The organism is Acetobacter aceti (assembly GCF_002005445.1).
In the GTDB taxonomy this organism is placed as follows: Bacteria; Pseudomonadota; Alphaproteobacteria; order Acetobacterales; family Acetobacteraceae; genus Acetobacter; species Acetobacter aceti_B.
In genome coordinates this window covers 43,191-61,346 of the sequence record NZ_CP014692.1, presented here as the reverse complement: position 1 = coordinate 61,346, position 18,156 = coordinate 43,191, and the positions used below count along the sequence as shown (strand labels likewise).

Here is an 18,156-nt window from a genome sequence, read left to right as displayed (position 1 = left end):
GCTATCTGGTCGGATCATCATCATTGGGATCAAGACGTCCGGTGGCCATGGCGGGCACACCATCCGGACCCGCCCGATCAACAGGCTGCTCGGTATCCGAACGCGGCATGAGGTCGGTATTGGGGTAGAAAACGGCTGCGGGCTTGTTGCTGACGGCCGCCTTGGTCTGCGTTTCGAACCACGTCGCGACCTGCTGTGTGACGCCTTCGGCCAGAGTTTTTGCTACACGGGCCTGAAGAGTCTCGATGTTCAGACTCTGCGCGAAATACTGTTCGAACGTATTGTTGAGCCCGTCCATGGTGGTGGTATCTCCCTGCGCGAGCAGACGAGGGGTCTGCTCAACCGTGTAGAGAGACCAGTGAGCCCGTCCGACAACACGCATGCGTCCGGATGTATTGTCTTCATGCACGTCGATGGATTCGATATCCATGCCCGGATTGACCTGCAGCGTATAGCCATCCGGATCTTCCGGTCCCGCCCCAGCGAATTCCTGCTGCAACGCCAGACGGGTCATCTGGCCGAACCGTTCGGGGATGCTGGCGATATAGACCCGCTTCATCTTCTCGCTAACGCCGGGATGCTGCTTCGTGTCTTCGTAAAGCGCGTGAAAACCGCAGCCACCCAGAAGGAGCGGGAGGGCAAGCATTACCGGAGCCGCCTGCCTGCGCAACCAGCGGGAGAGAAAGCTGCGGTCGGTCATCATCCTGCCTTCGCCACCACGAAATTGACGATGCGGTTCGGCACATGGATGCGCTTGACGATCCGCTGGCCTTCCAGCAGTCGCGCCACGTTCGGCTCGGCTTCGGCGCGGGCGATCACCGCGTCCGCCGCCTCATCCGGCTCGGCCTCGATCGTGCCGCGCAGCTTGCCCATGATCTGCACCGCCATCTTCACACGGGTGACGGCCAGTAGTTCAGGAAGCGCTTCCGGCCAAGCCTGCTGAACCACCAGCCCCTCGCCGGGCTCCAGCGTGGCGAACAGTTCTTCCGCCAGATGCGGCATCATCGGCGCGGCCAGAAGGCAGAGCGTGCGGGCCGCTTCACGGCGGGCGAAAGCCATGTCGTCTTCACCCGCTTTCTTCTCGGCGTCGGAAAGCGCGGAGGTCAGCTCATGCAGACGGGCGACGGCGACGTTCACGGTGAAGGCTTCCAGCGCTTCCGTGACGGCGGCGATGGTGCGATGCGTCGTGCGACGGAGCGTATCGACCGCTTCGGGCATATCGCCAGCGGACGGTGCTGCATCGACCGGGCAGCTTGCGGCCACCTGTTTCACGATACGGAACAGGCGCTGCACGAAACGACCGGACCCGGCGACACCGGCCTCGGTCCATTCCATGTCGCGTTCCGGCGGGCTGTCGGACAGTACGAACCAGCGCGCCGTGTCAGCACCGAAGCGGTCGATGATGGCGACCGGCGCGACCGTGTTGCGCTTGGATTTCGACATCTTCTCGATGCGACCGATGGTGACCGGCTCGCCCGTTTCGTGGTGCGTCGCACCCGTACCGCTGCGCACGACCTCTTCCGGATAGAGCCACGCGCCGTTCACGTCCTTGTAGCTCTCGTGATTCACCATGCCCTGTGTGAACAGGCCAGAGAACGGCTCCGCAACATCGAGATAGCCGGTGGCTTTCATCGCCTTGGTGAAGAAGCGGGCATAGAGCAGATGCAGGATCGCGTGCTCGATACCGCCGATATACTGGTCCACGGCCAGCCAGCCGTCAGCCGCCGCCTTGTTGGTCGGCGTTGTCGCGTGCGGTGCGGTGAAGCGGGCGAAATACCACGAGCTGTCCACGAACGTGTCGAACGTGTCGGTCTCGCGTGTCGCGGGTCTGCCGCATTGCGGGCAGTCCACATGCTTCCAGGTCGGATGATGGTCGAGCGGATTGCCGGGACGGTCGAACGTCACGTCCTCCGGCAGTTCGACCGGAAGCTGTTCGTCCGGCACGGGCACCGCGCCACAGCTTTCGCAGTGGATGATGGGGATCGGACAACCCCAGTAACGCTGACGGGACACGCCCCAGTCGCGCAGACGCCAGTTCACAACACCGGTGCCGACGCCGAGTCCTTCCAGACGCTGGATGGCTTCCTTGCGGGCTTCGTCAGTGGTCCGGCCATCGAGGAAGCCCGAATTGATCATGGTGCCATCGCCGGTCCACGCCTTGTCGGTGATGGTGAAGCTGTCCTTCGTCTCGCCCGCGGGCAGGACGACGGGGACGACCGGCAGATTGTATTTGTGCGCGAAATCAAGGTCGCGCTGGTCGCCGGAGGGGCAGCCGAACAGGGCGCCGGTGCCGTAATCCATCAGCACGAAATTGGCGATCCAGACAGGGAAGGTGGCGTCCGGCAGGAACGGGTGGCTGACCTTCAGGCCGGTGTCGAAGCCGCGCTTCTCGGCGGTCTCGACTGCCTCCACCGAGGTGCCCATGCGGCGGCATTCAGCAATGAACCCGGCGGCATCCGGATTGGTCTCGGCGACCTTGGCCGCCAGCGGGTGATCCGCCGCGATGGCGAGGAACGACATGCCGAACAGCGTGTCCGGGCGGGTGGTGAACACCTCGACCGCGTTCAGGTCTTCGTTGAAACCGGCGGGCGGATGCGCCAGCGGGAAGCGCAGGCGCGCGCCATCGGAGCGTCCGATCCAGCGCTCCTGCATGGTGCGGACGCGCTCCGGCCAGCGATCCAGCGTCTTGAGGCTGTCCAGCAGATCCGGCGCGAACTGCGTGATCTTCAGGAACCACTGCGAGAGTTTCTTCTTCTCGATGGGCGCGCCCGAGCGCCAGCCCCTGCCGTCCACGACCTGTTCGTTGGCCAGAACCGTGTTGTCGATCGGGTCCCAGTTGACCCAGGACTCACGGCGGTCAACGAGACCGGCCTTCAGGAAGTCGAGGAAGATTTTCTGCTGCTTGCCGTAATAATCCGGCAGGCAGGTGGCGATCTCGCGGTCCCAGTTCAGGGAGAAGCCGAGGCGCTTCAGTGTCTCGCGCATCGCGGCGATATTGGCGAGCGTCCATTCCTTCGGATGCACGCCACGCTCGCGGGCGGCATTCTCGGCGGGGAGACCAAAGGCGTCCCAGCCCATCGGGTGCAGCACGGAAAAGCCACGCGCACGCTTGTAGCGGGCGACGACATCGCCCAGCGCGTAGTTGCGGACATGGCCCATGTGAAGCTGTCCCGACGGATAGGGGAACATCTCCAGCACGTAGTATTTCGGCTTGTCGGCAGGTGGCACGTCGGGGACGGTGAACACACCTTCCCTGTCCCATTCCTGTTGCCAACGGGTCTCCACCGAGCGGAAATCGTAGCTTGCGGGGGTATCGTCGACAGTCATGATAGCATCGGTCCGGAATGGCGAAATGAACAGGAGGCGGGCGGTCCTGACGGGACGTCCACAGAAAGCCGGTCGGGATCAGGTGAGCCCGACCGGAGCAGACAGTGCTGCGGGATCAGTTGTCGTTATTGCCGTTATCGGCGCGGAGCTGACGCGCGCGGGCCAGAATCTTGGAGGTAATGTCGGAAGAGGTGTTGGCTGCTGGTGGCACGTCGGTCCATTCGCCACCTTCATAAACCTGACGGAATACACTCACGCGCAGGGCGTCCGAGCGAAGGCGCCTGTCCAGCACATAGGCGGTAATCTTGAAGCGCTCGCCATGGGCTGCCGGCGGGGTGTACCAGTCTGTCAGAATAAAGCCGCCGACTGCATCCGCCGTGGAAATCGGCATGAAGGACAGCGTATCCAGAGCGCCACGCCAGAGATAGGCGTTCACGCCGCCGCTGAGCTGGTCGTCACCACCCGTGGCGCTGCGGTCTTCCTTGAGGAGCTGATTCCGGGGAGCCGTAAGATCACTGGCCTTGTTCCCGCCTGATGAGCAGGAAGTCAGCCCCAGCAGCAGGGCCATTGCAGGCGTCAGAAGAGCGATGCGGGTGGAGAACGACAAAGACTGACGAACGTGCGTGATGGCCATTTGGTGTTGCAGCTCCTGAAGCAAGACCCGCCAGCCGCCCCCACCCGGTGCAAGACCTTCTGGTATTCAGGGCACGGAAGAACTGGGTACGACTGATGAGTTCTCATATCCCGTTGAAGAGGTTCCGCCAAGCACTGGCTTCGACTGCCCTGCAAAGGCGGACGAAGCAGCCGGGATTCCGGCACGTTCCAGCAGGCCGAGCAACAGGGTGAGCCGTTCCGGCGGCAGGTAGGCGTGATGAAGACTGACCACCTCAAGAGAAATCTGCGGCATCAGCTGGAGAAGCTGTGAACGGGCCTGTGTCAGCTCATTGAGGAGGGAGGCTTCCCCGGCCTCTTCAACCGCGACAAGGCCGGCCAGATGAAGTGTCAGCATGGCAATGCGCGTAGGCGACATGCTGAGCGCGATGCGTGAACGCTCCACAGCCTCTCTTGCATTGCCACCAAGGAGAAAGATGAGAACCACGTCTGTGTCGAACAGATCGATGTAAGGGTGGGTGGGATGGCTTCGTCGGAAGGTTTTCAGGCTGGCGGCGGCTTCTTCCGGCCTGTCTCTCATCAGGAGAGCATAAGCTTCCATGGCGATGACGACGCCGAACAAAGGCGCGAAGGGTTTCGCTTCCTCAATCAGCCTCAGTCCGGCCTCCCGCTCCGACGGCCTGTCCAGCAGAAGCCGAGCCAGCATCAGTCGCCCGGTAAGGGTTTCAGGGACAATACGGACCAGCCCTCGCGCGGCCTCGATGGCGGCTGCACGGTCATGCTCGATCCTTTCCGGCATCCATTGCTCATACGATCGCACAAGCCCGAAGAGTGCAGCGGTCTGCAGCAGAAAAGGGTGCTGTGGATCACGTCTGAGCGCGCTCTGGAGCAGCTTTTCCGCAGGATCGAAACAGGCCGGCTCCTTGCGGTTGATGAGGGCGAAGGCCCGGAGACCAGCTTCCAGTGGTGTCAGCTCATCAGCAAGACGGCTGGCTGAATTTCGTGCTTCCGCAAGCGCGATTCGCCAACCGATTTCTGACGTCAACTGGGCTGAGACTGCGTCACAGTTTTCTGGGGCGATCAGAAAACGCTCGGCCCAGACAATCATACCTTCCCGCCGCTGGTCCGTCACGCGAACGAGAAGTCTGACCCGCGTGCTGAGTGTTCCCCCCGCCACTCCTGGCAGAAAGCTGGTCTGGAGCTTGGTTTTGATCAGGTAATCACCGGATGTTCTTGCTTCGACTTTTGAAGACTCAGGCGAGAGAGGCGTGCGGGATGGAGGAAAAACGGACAGAAAGCCCAGATTGGCAAGCCCGACGGCGGTCTGATCCAGAACAGTCTCGAGATCCGGCGTGACGGCGGTCACAAGCTCAGGCTGAAGAGGTGAGAAGCCGATACTGGCAATTGTACGGCTTCCTGCGCCCCAGCTTTTTGTAGCATGCAAGGCGCCACCCGCGGTGGGGCGGTAAGCACCATCAGCCTCCGCGCCATTTGCATAGGAAACGCTTCTTCCTGACAGGATCTCCGGTCCTGCGTCAGAGCGGCCGGCCCCCTGGGAGCCGCGCAGTTCACCTATCAACATCATTGTCGCGGCTGACGGTTCATTCGCAAGAGAATCGCGGAATGCTGCAAGACATTGTTCCGCCGCCAGAAGCGCGGCGCTTGTATCTGCTGTCCTGACCAGTTCCCGCATCAGGACTTTCCAGGCATTCTCATTCAGACGATCAAGGCGAAGCAGCCTGTTTGCGGCCTCGATGCGCTGTCCCGGATCAGGCAGAGATGACTGGGCCTGCTCCAGAACCGTTACGAGATGCTGGCGCAGGCGGTTACGCTGCAGAATCAGCCATTCATCCAGAGCCGGATCGACGGCCTCAAGGTCAGTCAGAAGGGTATGTTCGGTTTCGGGAAGCTTCAGAATGCCGGAAGGAGACGCATTCAGATACCGCTCCACATCCACAGTCGTGAGAACGGGCTTCAGAGCCAGGGCATGCCGCTGAATCTCCAGAATATCTGTACCAAGAGGGCTGAGCGCCTCTGAAAGTCTGTGAATTTCCTGGCGGAGCGAAGCGCGTGCCTGTTCATCCGAACGTCGACTCCACAACAGATGCGCAAGATTTTTGCGCGTAACGGGACGACGATCTGACAGGGCAAGAATAGCGAGCAGACCACGTGTTTTGGCGCCCGTCGGCGTCAGGATCGTTCCGTCCAGCATCTGAACAGCCATCGTGCCAAGCAGCTCAAGATGCAGAATAGCCGCCTGAGATTTCCTCAGCCCGGGTTTAATGGTGCCGAACAGACCCATGTGTCCCTGCTTTCCTCCTGTGTCGCCGGCCCTTTTTTCTGGTCCGGGCACGCGCCTCCGGTAATGGGGCCTCCGATAGTGGATGAGTGTGCAGCGAAACAGTTTCGCGGAAATGAACGTGGCACGTCAGATTGTATTTCGAATGTTGCCTGGAGATTGATACGTAGGCGGCAAAAGAGGCTTTATTTTGATTACGATCAATTTATTGGAAAAAAATACCAATACTCAGAGAGAAAGACGCTGGGTCGTTCCTCCTGTTATCCATAATGAAAAACATTCCGGAAGCGGAGAGGTAAAGCAGGAAACCGTCTTTCCTTCCTGGGCAGTCGGGATCAATCCATAAAAAAAGGGAGGCAGAGCCTCCCTTTTTCACGCCTCGCCTTGCGGCACGAGGCGTATGGACCTGTCAGAAAAATCCGGTCGGATTATGCAACCTGAACGGCTGACTGCTCTGCTCCATCAATGCGATAGGGGCCTGCCATCAGAACCTCGATCTCCACCATGCGGGCGAAAAGGCCTTCTCCAGCAGAGCCGAGCGACAGAAGAGCGTTGCCTGCTGTCCAGCGACCGACACCACCTTCATAAGCGTGCCATCCATCGAGAGCGGTCTCGCTGAGATGGTCGTTCAGGATGGAACGATCACGACCGTTGGTAACAGTCACTTCGCTTACGACCACACCCAGATTACGGCGGTCATCACAGAACGGACCCACCATCTCGGAAGGCCGTGACGTGCGTGAAACGATGCGGACATCAGCAACGCTTGACGGAACCATGAAGCTGTATGTGTTGCCTGCGTGACGGACGGCGCGGATTTCACGACCATCTTCGGTAACGAGGCGAATGTCCGGATCGGTCGTCGTTTCCATGACGCTTGCCGCGTCTGTCAGGCCAAGCGTTTCAGCGCGTGCTGCTACAGCTTTCCAGACGGGCTCGACTGTTGCGCGGTCTGTTGCAAGCGGGGCGCCTGCGTCGCGCTCCCAGGTCTTGCCGCCAGCAATGACAAAGCCGCCGGCAAAGTGTGGGCGCATCGCACGGATCGTGGAGTTTTCGAACGTGCCACGGTTGCCGGTGTCGAGATAGCTTTCCGTCTCCAGACCCTCGGAAACGATCACGCCATGCTGCTCAAGTTCGATATGGAAGAAGTCAAAGGCGTTGATGGAACGATCGATCAGGATTGAACTCCCGTTGACCAGCATACGGACAGGAACGAATTTTCCATCCACATGGATGCAATGCTCGGAGGTCACGAGCAGATCGCGGTGCGGAGCACCTTCACCGAATGCGTCCTTACGGATACGAACCGGATACGCATCCTCATCGAAACCAAGCGCCGCAACGTCAGCATGCGAACGGCCAAGCCATGCGAGCGGACGGAAAACGGTCTGGCCATTCTCGATGACAGCAATTTCGTCACCTTCCACCAGCGTCTCGACCAGCTTCTCTCCGTCACGTGTCAGAATGTGCGTGCCCGGGAGAAAGCAGCCCTCAATGCAGCTACCGCCACCGTTCGTGTAGAAATTCTGGTTTGATGTCGGATTGGAGGCTGTGCCGCCAACGCCCGTCACGGACACGCCATAATAGCCTGAACCGGCGTTAGCGTGCGGGTTTGCTGAACTGGCGTTTACAGGGATGGAGCTGCTTTTCTTCAGAATCAGCGTGGAGCTGTCAGTATAGCTGCCTGCGATACCAATAGATGTACCCAGTCCACCCGGAATGTTATTTGTGCACATCGAAGCGCCGGAACCGAAATTGGTAACCGTCGCGTTCTGGAGAGCAGGATAGGTGTAGTACTGATCACCACCAGCGGAGATATCCTCACCCACAAGATTGGCTTCGTAGGACCACTTACCCGTCTCGTTGTTCAGGACAAGGGAAGATCCCTGGGCGCCCATGTTAATCTTGCCGGCGACACTGGTGCCGTGACCATCAGAATCAATGGTCAGGTGGGCACCGTTTACATTGATGCCGCCCGTTGAACCGGAGGCATTATATTCTTTAATAACAGCCGTGCCGATCGTCGCACCGCCTTGAAGAACATAATACTTGCCGGTTTCCAGAGTAATTGTACCTGAATTGGAGGCAAGCACATAAGGGTCGCTCTCGGTGCCCGTACCGGCTGTGTATGCAGCATACTGCGTCGATGTCGCTTGTGTAACCATGATGTCTGATCACTCCTGATCGTGTGGCCGGCAGTTCCGGTGTTTGTTTCTGATTAACGACACGGCGCAAAATCTGTCAACAAAATAAAACGTAAATGTTCGCAAAATACAAACATTAGTCTGACAATGTGTTGCTGGCCGCTTGATTAACGCAAGGCAAGCGCGGAGAATTTTCGTTAATCCCTTAAGCCATCTTGGATTCATCTCGTTTGTTGTGATGCCGCAACAGGACGGTTTAATGACTTTGTTAATGATTTATTCGCTGGAAGAAGTGTTGAAAAAACATTAACAGATAACCAGCGTGATGAGCGGCCCAGGCCTTGCATCGCTATAAAACCGACCAAACAAGGTCAGGCGCAGCCCGATCGGAGTCGGTTTCACTGTTACGGAGATCGAACAGAAATGCGTGAACTTACAACTGTAGAAATGACTGAAGTTGCAGGCGGCTGCTGCTACAATCCTTGCGGTTATCGCCCGGTCGCTCCAGCCTGCGGCCCAAGCGCTTCTGTCATTGCGGCCTATGCAGGCTATCTGGCAGGCCAGTACAACATCTATGCCGATATCTTTAACGGCGCCAGCTGCTCAACCATCCAGTCAGCCGTCTGCAACATGTACAAGGACGTGCAGGTCGGTTACACAATGGGCCAGAGCATGACAGTGAAGCAGGCCACAACCCTGCTCAGCAATGTCGAATCTTCGATTCGTGGCGCTGTTACAACGAATTGTTGGGGCTGCGTGACGAGCATGAACCTCATTGACTTCCCGCCGTCAGCCAACCCGGGCGGCCTCGGCTGATCCTGATCAGCATGGGGGCGTCGCAAGACAGCCCCCATAGTTCCACATTTTGATCTACACCCCCTTCTTGACACATATTTTTTTCATTTTTCGTTTTTCTTTATTGTTTTGATGTCAGGTTGTAAGACCATCCGGTCGGCACCTTAAGGTCTTCTTTTTGTATGTCTTCTCTCTACCGTCAGGAAGCGCTTGACGCCCGCCGACAGGCGTGGCTGGGGCAGGTGCAGGCGACCCAGTCGCTCTCCATTCGTGTTATTTCATGGTTCACGCTGGCGCTGGTTTTTCTGGCGGTATTATACGTGTACTTCGGCATCTATACGCGCCGCGTGCATGCCTCCGGCTACATGCTTCCCCCCACCGGGCTGATCACAATCGACGCCAGCGCGGCGGGTATCATCAGTACCCGACTGGCGGAAGAAGGTCAGCATGTCCATAAAGGGCAGAAACTTTTTACCATCGATCTAGAAGCACGCTCCTCGACCGGCCCGACGCAGGAACAGGTCCTTGGCCAGTTGCGCAGACAGCGTGAGCTGCTGGAGCAGCAAAAGGAAATCCGGATCGCAGATGCGCCTGTGGAAAAGCAGGCGCTGGTAAACCAGATCCGCAACCTCCAGCAACAGCGCCAGTTGACCGGAATGCAGCTGTCCAACGACGCCAAGGTGCTCCCCGTGGTGGAAGCAGCCGTGAACCGCATGAAGAACGCGCAAAGCGCTCATCTTGTCACGGAAACGCAGTTCCAGAGCCAGCTCTATACTTATGCGCAACTGCTCAGCAGCCACGCGCAGTTCCTGCAGACCTATACCGATACTGAAGGCAAGATCTCGGACAACACGTCAAAGCTGATGCGTTACGACCGGCAGACGGCACATGACATCAATGATCTGGACCGCCAGATTGCCGATATCGACAAACAGATCGATGAGAGTGAAGGTCATCGCACCATCATCATCGAAGCCCCTGATGATGGCATTCTTTCTGCTGTACGAGGCAATCTTGGCCAGCAGGTCTCTGCCGGCACACCTCTTGTCACGCTTCTGCCCACGGGACGGTCCCTGGACGCCGAGCTGTATGTCAGCAGCGCCTCCATAGGCTTCCTGCGTGAAGGCGAACCCGTACTGATGCATTACGCCGCCTTCCCCTATCAGCGTTTCGGGCTGGCGCGCGGGCGCGTCGTGGAAATCACCAGAGCGCCTATCACGGAATCCCAGCCGGGACAGGGACAGCAGCAGTCCTCGTCCGGCGGCAAGGACAAGAAAGACAGCAGTGCCGGGTCCGGCGGTGGAGATCTTTATCGTATCCGGGTGAAACCTGATCAGCCCTACATCATGGCTTATGGCGAAAAAAAACCGCTGGAAGCCGGAATGGAAGTCGACGCGGATATCGCCATCGACTCACGTCGCCTCTATCAGTGGATATTCGACCCTGTGATCAGCATGCGTGAAAGCATCGTCGCCATCAGCGGGGGGCTCGTCGACAAATGAGCGAGGCCTTCAACTCCCTCCAGTTCGGTTTTGGCAAGAAAACACCGGTCATGCTTCAGGTCGAAGCTGCGGAATGCGGCATTGCCTGCCTTGCCATGATCATGGCTCACTACGGGCATCAGATTGATCTGGCGACATTGCGTCGACGCTACTCGGTCTCGATTCAGGGCGTGACGCTCCGGAGTCTGGTGCAGATCGCCGACCACATGGGGTTCTCGACCCGCGCGGTCAGGCTTGATCTGGACGATCTCGTCAATCTCAAAAAACCCTGCATCCTGCACTGGGGGATGAATCACTTCGTGGTGCTCACGGAGGTCAAGGGTGGCAAGATCACCATCAATGACCCCGCCGTCGGACACCGCACCATCACGATGGACGAGGTTTCCCGCGAGTTTACAGGAGTAGCCCTCGAGGCGACCCCCAATGAATCCTTCGAAAAGAAGGACGAGCGCGAAACCATTCGTCTGGGTGACCTCTTCCGTCACGTCGCGGGCCTCCGTGGCGCGCTCATGGGGCTGTTCTTCCTGTCGCTTGGCCTGGAAGTCATCGCGCTGATTTCGCCCATGGTGTCACAGGTGATGATCGATGAAGTGATCGTCACCGCCGATCATGACCTTCTGAAAACCATTGCGTTCGGGCTGGCCCTGCTGCTTCTGCTGCAGATGTTCATCGGCTCGATCCGCACATGGGCTGTCACACTGTTCAGCACCCGAGTCGGACTTGAGTGGAACACCAGTCTGTTCGATCACCTGACCCGCCTGCCGCTCGATTACTTCAGCAAGCGCCATGTCGGCGATGTGTTGTCACGTTTCGGGTCGCTGGGCACCATTCAGCAGACAATGACCACCGACATGGTGCAGACCGTCATGGACGGGATCATGGGCGTGGGCATGGGGATCATGCTGTTTGTCTATGGTGGCTGGCTCGGACTCGTCGCCTGTATTGCCCTCCTCCTTGATATCGCACTGCGTCTGGTGACTTACAGCACCTACCGTGAAGCATCTGAGGAACAGATCGTCATCAACGCCCGGCAGCAGAGCCATTTTATCGAGACGCTGCGCGGCATGGCGAGCGTCAAGCTTCTCGGTCTGAGAGAACGGCGGCGCGCGACCTGGCTGAACATCGTTATCGACAGCATCAACATCAAACTGCGTCTTCAGCGCTTTGATCTGATCTATGGCCGTCTTGGTGATTTCATCTTTGGCGCGGACCGTCTGATCATGATGGTGCTGGGTGCCTATCAGGTCATGGATGGCTCCATGTCCGTCGGTATGCTGGTCGCCTTCCTGTCCTACAAGGACCAGTTCGCCAGTCGTGTCGGCTCTCTGGTCAATACCGGCTTCAAGCTGCGGATGCTGAACATCCAGACAGACCGGCTGGCTGACATCGTCATGACCGAGCCGGAGCCCATTTCCGAGACCATTCCCGGCACGCATCATGAAGGGTCGGCGGCGCTTTCCTGCCGTGGCGTATCGGTGCGCTATGCGGCGCAGGAGCCATGGATTTTCCGCGGAATTGACCTCGATATTCCGTCAGGCTCCAGTGTCGCCATCGTCGGCCCCTCCGGCTGTGGCAAGACAACGCTTCTCAAGACCATGATGGGGCTGCATCCTCTGGATGAAGGCAACATCTATATTGACGACATGGACACGGCGGTGCTGTCGATGGAGACCTACCGTGAGCGTATCGCGGGCGTGCTGCAGGACGACGGTCTCTTCTCCGGATCCATTGCCGACAATATCTGTGGTTTTGCAGATGACCCCGACCAGCACCTGATTGCCGATTGTGCGGCGAAGGCTGCCATTCTTGATGATATCAAACGTATGCCTATGGGTTTGGAGACTCTCGTGGGCGATATGGGTGGCGCTCTGTCGGGTGGCCAGAAGCAGCGCGTTATTCTGGCGCGCGCGCTCTACAAGCGCCCGCAGATTCTGTTCCTTGATGAGGCCACCAGTCATCTTGACGAGCATACGGAATCCATCGTGGCGAACTCGCTGCGTGAGATGAACGTCACGCGGGTGATGGTGGCTCACCGCCCCGCCACGATCGCGCATGCTGACTACATCTATTCCTTTGAAGCGGGTGGTGTTCTCACGCTGCGCAAGGCTCCGCCGCAGCAGTCTGTTCATCAGCCAGTCCCGCAGACACAGCAACCGCAGCTCACTCCCCAGACGTCGGCTCCCGCAACTCCGCCTTCTTATGGCGGCTCCTTTGGATATGGTGGCGGCTGGCCGACAAAGCCGCAGTAAGGGCGGTTTGATGGAGTGGTTTTACGGGGCTTGGCCCCGTACCCCACAAAGGGACGCAGCCCTTTTGATCCCGACTAGCCTGCAAGCATGAAGCCTCCGGAAAATCCCCAAAGAAGTTTTTTCAAAAATCTTCAGACAGGATCGCCTTTTCGAAAAGGGCGACACCCAGAAACCCTTATGATCATTCCTCCATAAATTGCGACAGAAACAGCCTTCTCCCAGGGTCCGCCCTTCGCATAAAGCACACGTCAAAACCGGTTCTCACTGGTATTGAGAGCGGGTAACGGAAAGAAAGATGGCGTCATGCGGTTTGTGCACAGTTCGGACTGGCAGATCGGAAAGACGTTCAATTTCGCAAGTGACGACGTTCTGCGCGTCCTTCAGGCCGAGCGGCTTGAGGTCATCAACCGGCTTGGCGAACTTGCGCGGGCTCAGGGTGCTGCGGATATTCTCGTCGCCGGTGATATCTACGATTACGAGACCCCGTCCGACCGCACGCTGCGTCAGCCGCTGGAGCGTATGCGTCAGTTCCCGGACCTGCGCTGGCATCTGGTCCCCGGCAACCACGACTTCCTTCAACCGAATGGCGTGTGGGACCGGGTCAGACGATCCGCTCCTCCTGAAAACATCCATCTGCATCTGGAACCAAAGCCCTTCGCAATGACGCCGGACAGTTCCGTCTGGCTGCTGCCTTCCGTGCTGAACCGTCGCCACACCCTGAACGACCCGACCCTCTGGATGGATGAAGCTGAAACACCGGAAGGCGTCATGCGGCTCGGGATGGCGCATGGGTCCGTCCGTGAATTCGGTAGCCAGCCAGGCGAGCAGCCGAACCTGATCGCACTCGATCGCCCTGTGCGTGCCGGTCTTGCCTATCTCGCGCTGGGAGACTGGCACGGATTCAACAGGATCGGGGAGCGCTGCGCCTATTCCGGCACACCCGAGATCGACGGCTTCGATAAAGGCGGCGATGGCGGCGGCTCCGCGCTGATCGTCTCGATTGACGGACCGAACGCCGTGCCGACCATCACGCGGCATCGGGTGGGGCGGTTTTCGTGGAAGCGGGTGCAGGCCACCCTCACCTCGCGCGACGAGATCGAGGCTCTGGAAAACCGGCTGCGGTCCCTCGACCCGCAGAATCTGAGTTCCCTGCTGGTCTGGCTGGATGTGGAGGGGCATCTGACGCTGGAGGACATGACTCTTTTCGACGAGAAAATCCTGACCGGCGTTGAGGCGGCGCTCTGCCTGCTGCGTCTGGGGAAACGCCCCGAACTGGTCGCGTCCGAAGCGGACCTGTCCACATTCGGCGAAGCGGGCGTCGTCAGTCGCGCCGCCGCCCGTCTGCAGGCACTGAGCGCAACGCCGGGACCTGAGCAGCAGCATGCGATGGCGGCCCTGCAACGGCTGGCGGTTCTCTGGCGGAGTGAGCGAAGCGCATGAGCACGAACGGACTGATCTTCACCGCTCTGGAAGTTGAAAATTTCCGTCGTTTCACAGGGATTCACCGCCTCGACGGACTGGGGCCGGGCCTGAATCTGCTGGCTGCTTCAAACGAGTCCGGCAAGTCGACCATGCTGGCGGCCCTGCGGGCGCTGTTCCTCTACAAGCCGGGGTCTTCCACAAAAACCACCCGATCGTTCGAACCGTACAGCGGTGGCGCTCCACGTATTCTGGCGGAGTTCACACTGAACGGTCAGACCTACCGTTTTGAAAAACAGTTTCTGAAAAAGAGCTTTACCCGTCTGACCGGACCAACCGGACTGAAAGAAGGCGATGACGCCGACGCAGAGGTGCAGACGCTCCTCGGCCTCAGCGCCACGAAAAAGAACGAGACAGACGGGCTGCTTCCTGCCTTGTGGGTGGAGCAGGGCCAGAGTTTCACCCAGCCGGACCTCGGCGATACGGCCCGGCAGAGCGTGCAGTCCTGTCTGAGCGCCGATTTTGCGGAGATTACCGGCGGCGCGGACGCGGCCCGTATTCTGAAACGGGTTCAGGACGATCTGGCCAAACTGGTCAACGGGCACAACAGGCGACAGGGCCGTTATGCCGAGGCTTTCACAGGAGAGGAAGACGCCACAGCCCGTCTGACTGATCTGGAAAACCGGCAGAACGCGCTTGAGCAGGACCTGAAAGAGCTTGATCACACGCGACGCCAGTTGGGGCGGGAGCAGGATCCGGTGCGCCAGCAGGCGGAGCAGGCCGACCTCGACCAGGCCAGAGCCCGGAAGAATGACCTTCTGCGCTTCGGGAAGCGCGAGGCCGAGGCGAAGGCGGCTGTCGAAGGGGCCCGGCGTGATCTGAGACGTCTGCAGGATGAGCGCACGCTTCGGATGGAACGGCGCAAACGTCTGACTGACGCCCGGCAGCAGGCTATCGAAGCGGATGAAGAATACCGTCAGGCTGAAGCCCGCCAGAAACGGGCTGAAACCGCGCTGGCGGAACAGAGTGATGTGCTCGGCAGGCTCGATGAACGTCGTGCGGCGGCCAGCAGGAGTGTCAGCCGGGCGGAACGGGCTCTCGATCATCTCCATCAACTGGAACAGCGGGACGAGGCCGTCCGCCAACTCCATCATCTTGAAAGCCTGACCGCACAGGTCGAAAAAGCCCGCTCAGCTTTCGCGGCTTTTCGTGTGGATGAAAAACGCCTCAGAGCCATTCAGGAGGCCGACAAGGCTGTATTCGAGGCCGAGACCGCGCTGGGCGCTCAGGCGACCGGTCTGGAAATCGCCCTGGAGCCGGGTGGCGCTGAACAGGTGCGCCTCAATGGACAGGCGGTGGAGGCCAGACGACTTGAACTGGTCGATCCGACTGAACTGAAGATCGCAGGCGTCGGCGCGTTCCGCATTATTCCGGCCATCCGTGATCGCGCCACCATGCAGGCAAAGATCGACCAGGCGCGTCAGGTATTTCAGGAGGCGCTGGATGCGACCGGTTGCCCGGATATCGCCGCAGCCCATGCGGATATGGAGCGTCGCCGACAGGCCGAGGCGGCCTGCAAGGCTGCGGAAGAGGGTCTAACGGCAGCCATGAAAGCCTTTCAGGCTGACACCCCGGACCGCGCCATGGGGATGTTGCGCCAGCGTATTGCGGATACTGAGTTCGGGCTGGCTCAATGGAGAGAAGCGCAGGGTGACGATGCCGCCGCGCTTCCCTCGTCCATGGAGGAAGCCAGAGCAGGGGTGGCGACGGCCCGACAGACCCTTCAGACCGTGGAGCAGGAAGTGACCCGGACACGGGAAGCCTTGCGTGGTCCCATCGCCGAACAGGAAGTGGCCCGGAAGCTTGTGGAGGAGCGCAGGTCCGACAGTCGCGTGCGCAGAGACCGGCTGGACAACCTGCAAGGCGAGGAAGACGCGGCGCAGGCCAGCGAACCGGATGCCGTGCTGAATGAGCGCTTTGACAGGGCGCAGGACAGTCTGGACACAGCGGAGCGCGCCTGGGAGCGCCTGAAGGCGGAGCGGCCTGCTGAGCCGGAAGCCCTTGTCGATGCCGCCATCAATCGTCTGGAAGCCCAGATCAACGGACGACGGGATCGTCTCTCCCGCCTGCAACAGGATGTGGTGACGCGCGAGGTCCGGATTCAGGCGGCGGAAGGAACCGGCCTGGATGAGGCGATCGCCGCCTGCAAACGCGATATCGAGCGATATCGGACGGAGCGCGAATCCTGTGAGCAGGAGGTCGCGGTTCTTCAGCTTCTGAAGGAAACGCTCAGGGAGGCGGAGCGGGAGACGACCGAGCGCTATCTCGCACCGCTGACCCGTGCGCTTCAGCCCGCGATCGAAATGCTCTTTCCACGGGCAACCGCCCGTCTGCAAACGGATTTCACCGTGTCCGGCCTGACCCGCGGGCGCAACGAGGAGGAAGTCGGCAATCTTTCAGACGGGACTCGGGAGCAGATCGCCGTGCTGGTCCGATTGGGGTTTGCGGACATCCTTCATGCCCAGGGTCGCCCCGCCATGCTGATTCTCGATGATGCGCTGTGCTTCTCCGACGCCGTGCGAATGAACACGCTGTTTGATATTCTGACAGACGCCGCCAGCTGGATGCAGATCATCATCATGACCTGCCGGGACGATCAGTTTGCCGAATTGTCCGCAAGGCCACTGCGTCTCGTGCCGGGTGGCGCTCCCGTGCTCTCGGCTGTGTGATCAGGACACACCTGATACGAAATGGACCCATGCCTGCCCTTGGTCGGATGACAGAAGCCCCCTGCGTTGCTAGAAGGCCCGGCAATGCCCGGATTGCGGGTCGTGTGGTGCAGTTTCACAGGAAAATCGGCAGATGAAGATCGTCGCTTGTAACAGCAACCTACCGCTTGCCGAAGCTGTAGCGGCTGAACTCAATATGTCGCTTTGCAATGCCTCCGTGCGCCGCTTTGCGGATATGGAAGTCTTTGTCGAGATTTTCGAGAATGTGCGCGGTGAGGATGTGTTTGTCGTACAGAGCACCTGCATGCCCACGAATGACAACCTCATGGAACTGCTGATCATGCTGGATGCGCTGCGGCGTGGTTCAGCTCGCCGGATCACGGCGGTCATGCCGTATTTCGGCTATGCCCGTCAGGACCGTAAATCCGGCCCCCGCACACCGATCAGCGCCAAGCTGGTGGCGAACCTGCTGGTCGAGGCCGGTGCCGACCGGGTGCTGACCCTTGATCTGCACGCCATGCAGATCCAGGGCTTCTTCGACGTGCCGGTGGACAATCTTTATGCCGCGCCGCTGTTTGTGCGCGACATCAAGGAGCGTTACGGCGACCGGGACCTGATGATCGTTTCGCCGGATGTCGGCGGCGTGGTGCGTGCGCGTCAGTTGGCGCAGCGCCTGAACACGGATCTGGCCATTATCGACAAGCGCCGTGAGCGCGCCGGTGTGTCCGAAGTCATGAATGTCATCGGTGACGTGAAGGGCCGTCATTGTCTGCTGGTTGACGATATCGTGGATAGCGGAGGCTCGCTCTGCAACGCGGCGCAGGCGATCATCAATAATGGCGCGGCGTCCGTGGGTGCTTATGTCACGCACGGCGTGCTGACCGGGCAGGCTGTCGAGCGGATTGGCGCTTCTCCGATCGAGATGCTCACCCTGACCGACAGCATCAAGGCAACGGACGCTGTAAAAGCGGCCCACAACATCCGACAGATCACGACAGCCGAGCTGCTCGCACGGGCGATGCGCGCCGTCTCCGACGAAAGTTCCGTCTCGTCGCTGTTTGACTGAGAAAGCAGAGGACT

General features: G+C 59.6%; 11 protein-coding genes. 6 read left to right on the top strand and 5 right to left on the bottom strand.

The annotated features are described in order from the left end of the window. Window position 1: 1 nt before the first annotated feature. The 5 genes from A0U92_RS00275 to A0U92_RS00255 form a co-directional block, all read right to left on the bottom strand. The gene (locus A0U92_RS00275; RefSeq protein ID WP_408736092.1) at window positions 2-703 is read right to left on the bottom strand and encodes a hypothetical protein; all 702 of its coding nucleotides are present in this window, start codon (window positions 701-703) and stop codon (window positions 2-4) included. Next, window positions 700-3,327, bottom strand: a complete 2,628-nt coding sequence (leuS, locus tag A0U92_RS00270; protein ID WP_077811483.1) for a leucine--tRNA ligase — start codon at window positions 3,325-3,327, stop codon at window positions 700-702. The genes A0U92_RS00275 and leuS overlap by 4 nt, the downstream gene beginning before the upstream one ends. A gap of 115 nt (window positions 3,328-3,442) precedes the next feature. Then, window positions 3,443-3,961 carry a DUF3576 domain-containing protein gene (locus tag A0U92_RS00265; protein ID WP_077811482.1) on the bottom strand — a complete coding sequence of 173 codons (519 nt, stop codon included), beginning with the start codon at window positions 3,959-3,961 and terminating at the stop codon, window positions 3,443-3,445. A gap of 66 nt (window positions 3,962-4,027) precedes the next feature. Then, complete coding sequence (locus tag A0U92_RS00260; protein WP_077811481.1) at window positions 4,028-6,241, bottom strand: AfsR/SARP family transcriptional regulator; 2,214 nt, start codon at window positions 6,239-6,241, stop codon at window positions 4,028-4,030. A 425-nt stretch (window positions 6,242-6,666) separates the two neighbouring features. Continuing rightward, window positions 6,667-8,403, bottom strand: coding sequence for a Hint domain-containing protein (locus A0U92_RS00255; RefSeq protein ID WP_077811480.1), 1,737 nt, complete (start codon window positions 8,401-8,403; stop codon window positions 6,667-6,669). Between the two features lie 402 nt (window positions 8,404-8,805). On the opposite strand from A0U92_RS00255, the gene A0U92_RS00250 reads away from it, so the two are divergent. The 6 genes from A0U92_RS00250 to A0U92_RS00225 all read left to right on the top strand — a co-directional run bounded on the left by A0U92_RS00250 (window position 8,806) and on the right by A0U92_RS00225 (window position 18,142). Continuing rightward, the gene (locus tag A0U92_RS00250; RefSeq protein ID WP_077811479.1) at window positions 8,806-9,198 is read left to right on the top strand and encodes a hypothetical protein; all 393 of its coding nucleotides are present in this window, start codon (window positions 8,806-8,808) and stop codon (window positions 9,196-9,198) included. Between the two features lie 161 nt (window positions 9,199-9,359). Then, complete coding sequence (locus A0U92_RS00245) at window positions 9,360-10,679, top strand: HlyD family secretion protein (RefSeq protein ID WP_077811478.1); 1,320 nt, start codon at window positions 9,360-9,362, stop codon at window positions 10,677-10,679. Beyond that, entirely contained in the window at window positions 10,676-12,928 is a 2,253-nt protein-coding gene (locus tag A0U92_RS00240; protein WP_077811477.1) for a peptidase domain-containing ABC transporter, read from the top strand. The genes A0U92_RS00245 and A0U92_RS00240 overlap by 4 nt, the downstream gene beginning before the upstream one ends. A gap of 303 nt (window positions 12,929-13,231) precedes the next feature. Next, the gene (locus tag A0U92_RS00235; protein WP_077811476.1) at window positions 13,232-14,368 is read left to right on the top strand and encodes a metallophosphoesterase family protein; all 1,137 of its coding nucleotides are present in this window, start codon (window positions 13,232-13,234) and stop codon (window positions 14,366-14,368) included. Next, entirely contained in the window at window positions 14,365-17,076 is a 2,712-nt protein-coding gene (locus tag A0U92_RS00230; protein ID WP_077811475.1) for a hypothetical protein, read from the top strand. The genes A0U92_RS00235 and A0U92_RS00230 overlap by 4 nt, the downstream gene beginning before the upstream one ends. Window positions 17,077-17,209: 133 nt before the next feature. Then, window positions 17,210-18,142 (top strand): ribose-phosphate pyrophosphokinase, encoded by a 933-nt coding sequence (locus A0U92_RS00225; protein WP_077811474.1) that lies wholly within the window; start codon window positions 17,210-17,212, stop codon window positions 18,140-18,142. Window positions 18,143-18,156: the final 14 nt, after the last annotated feature.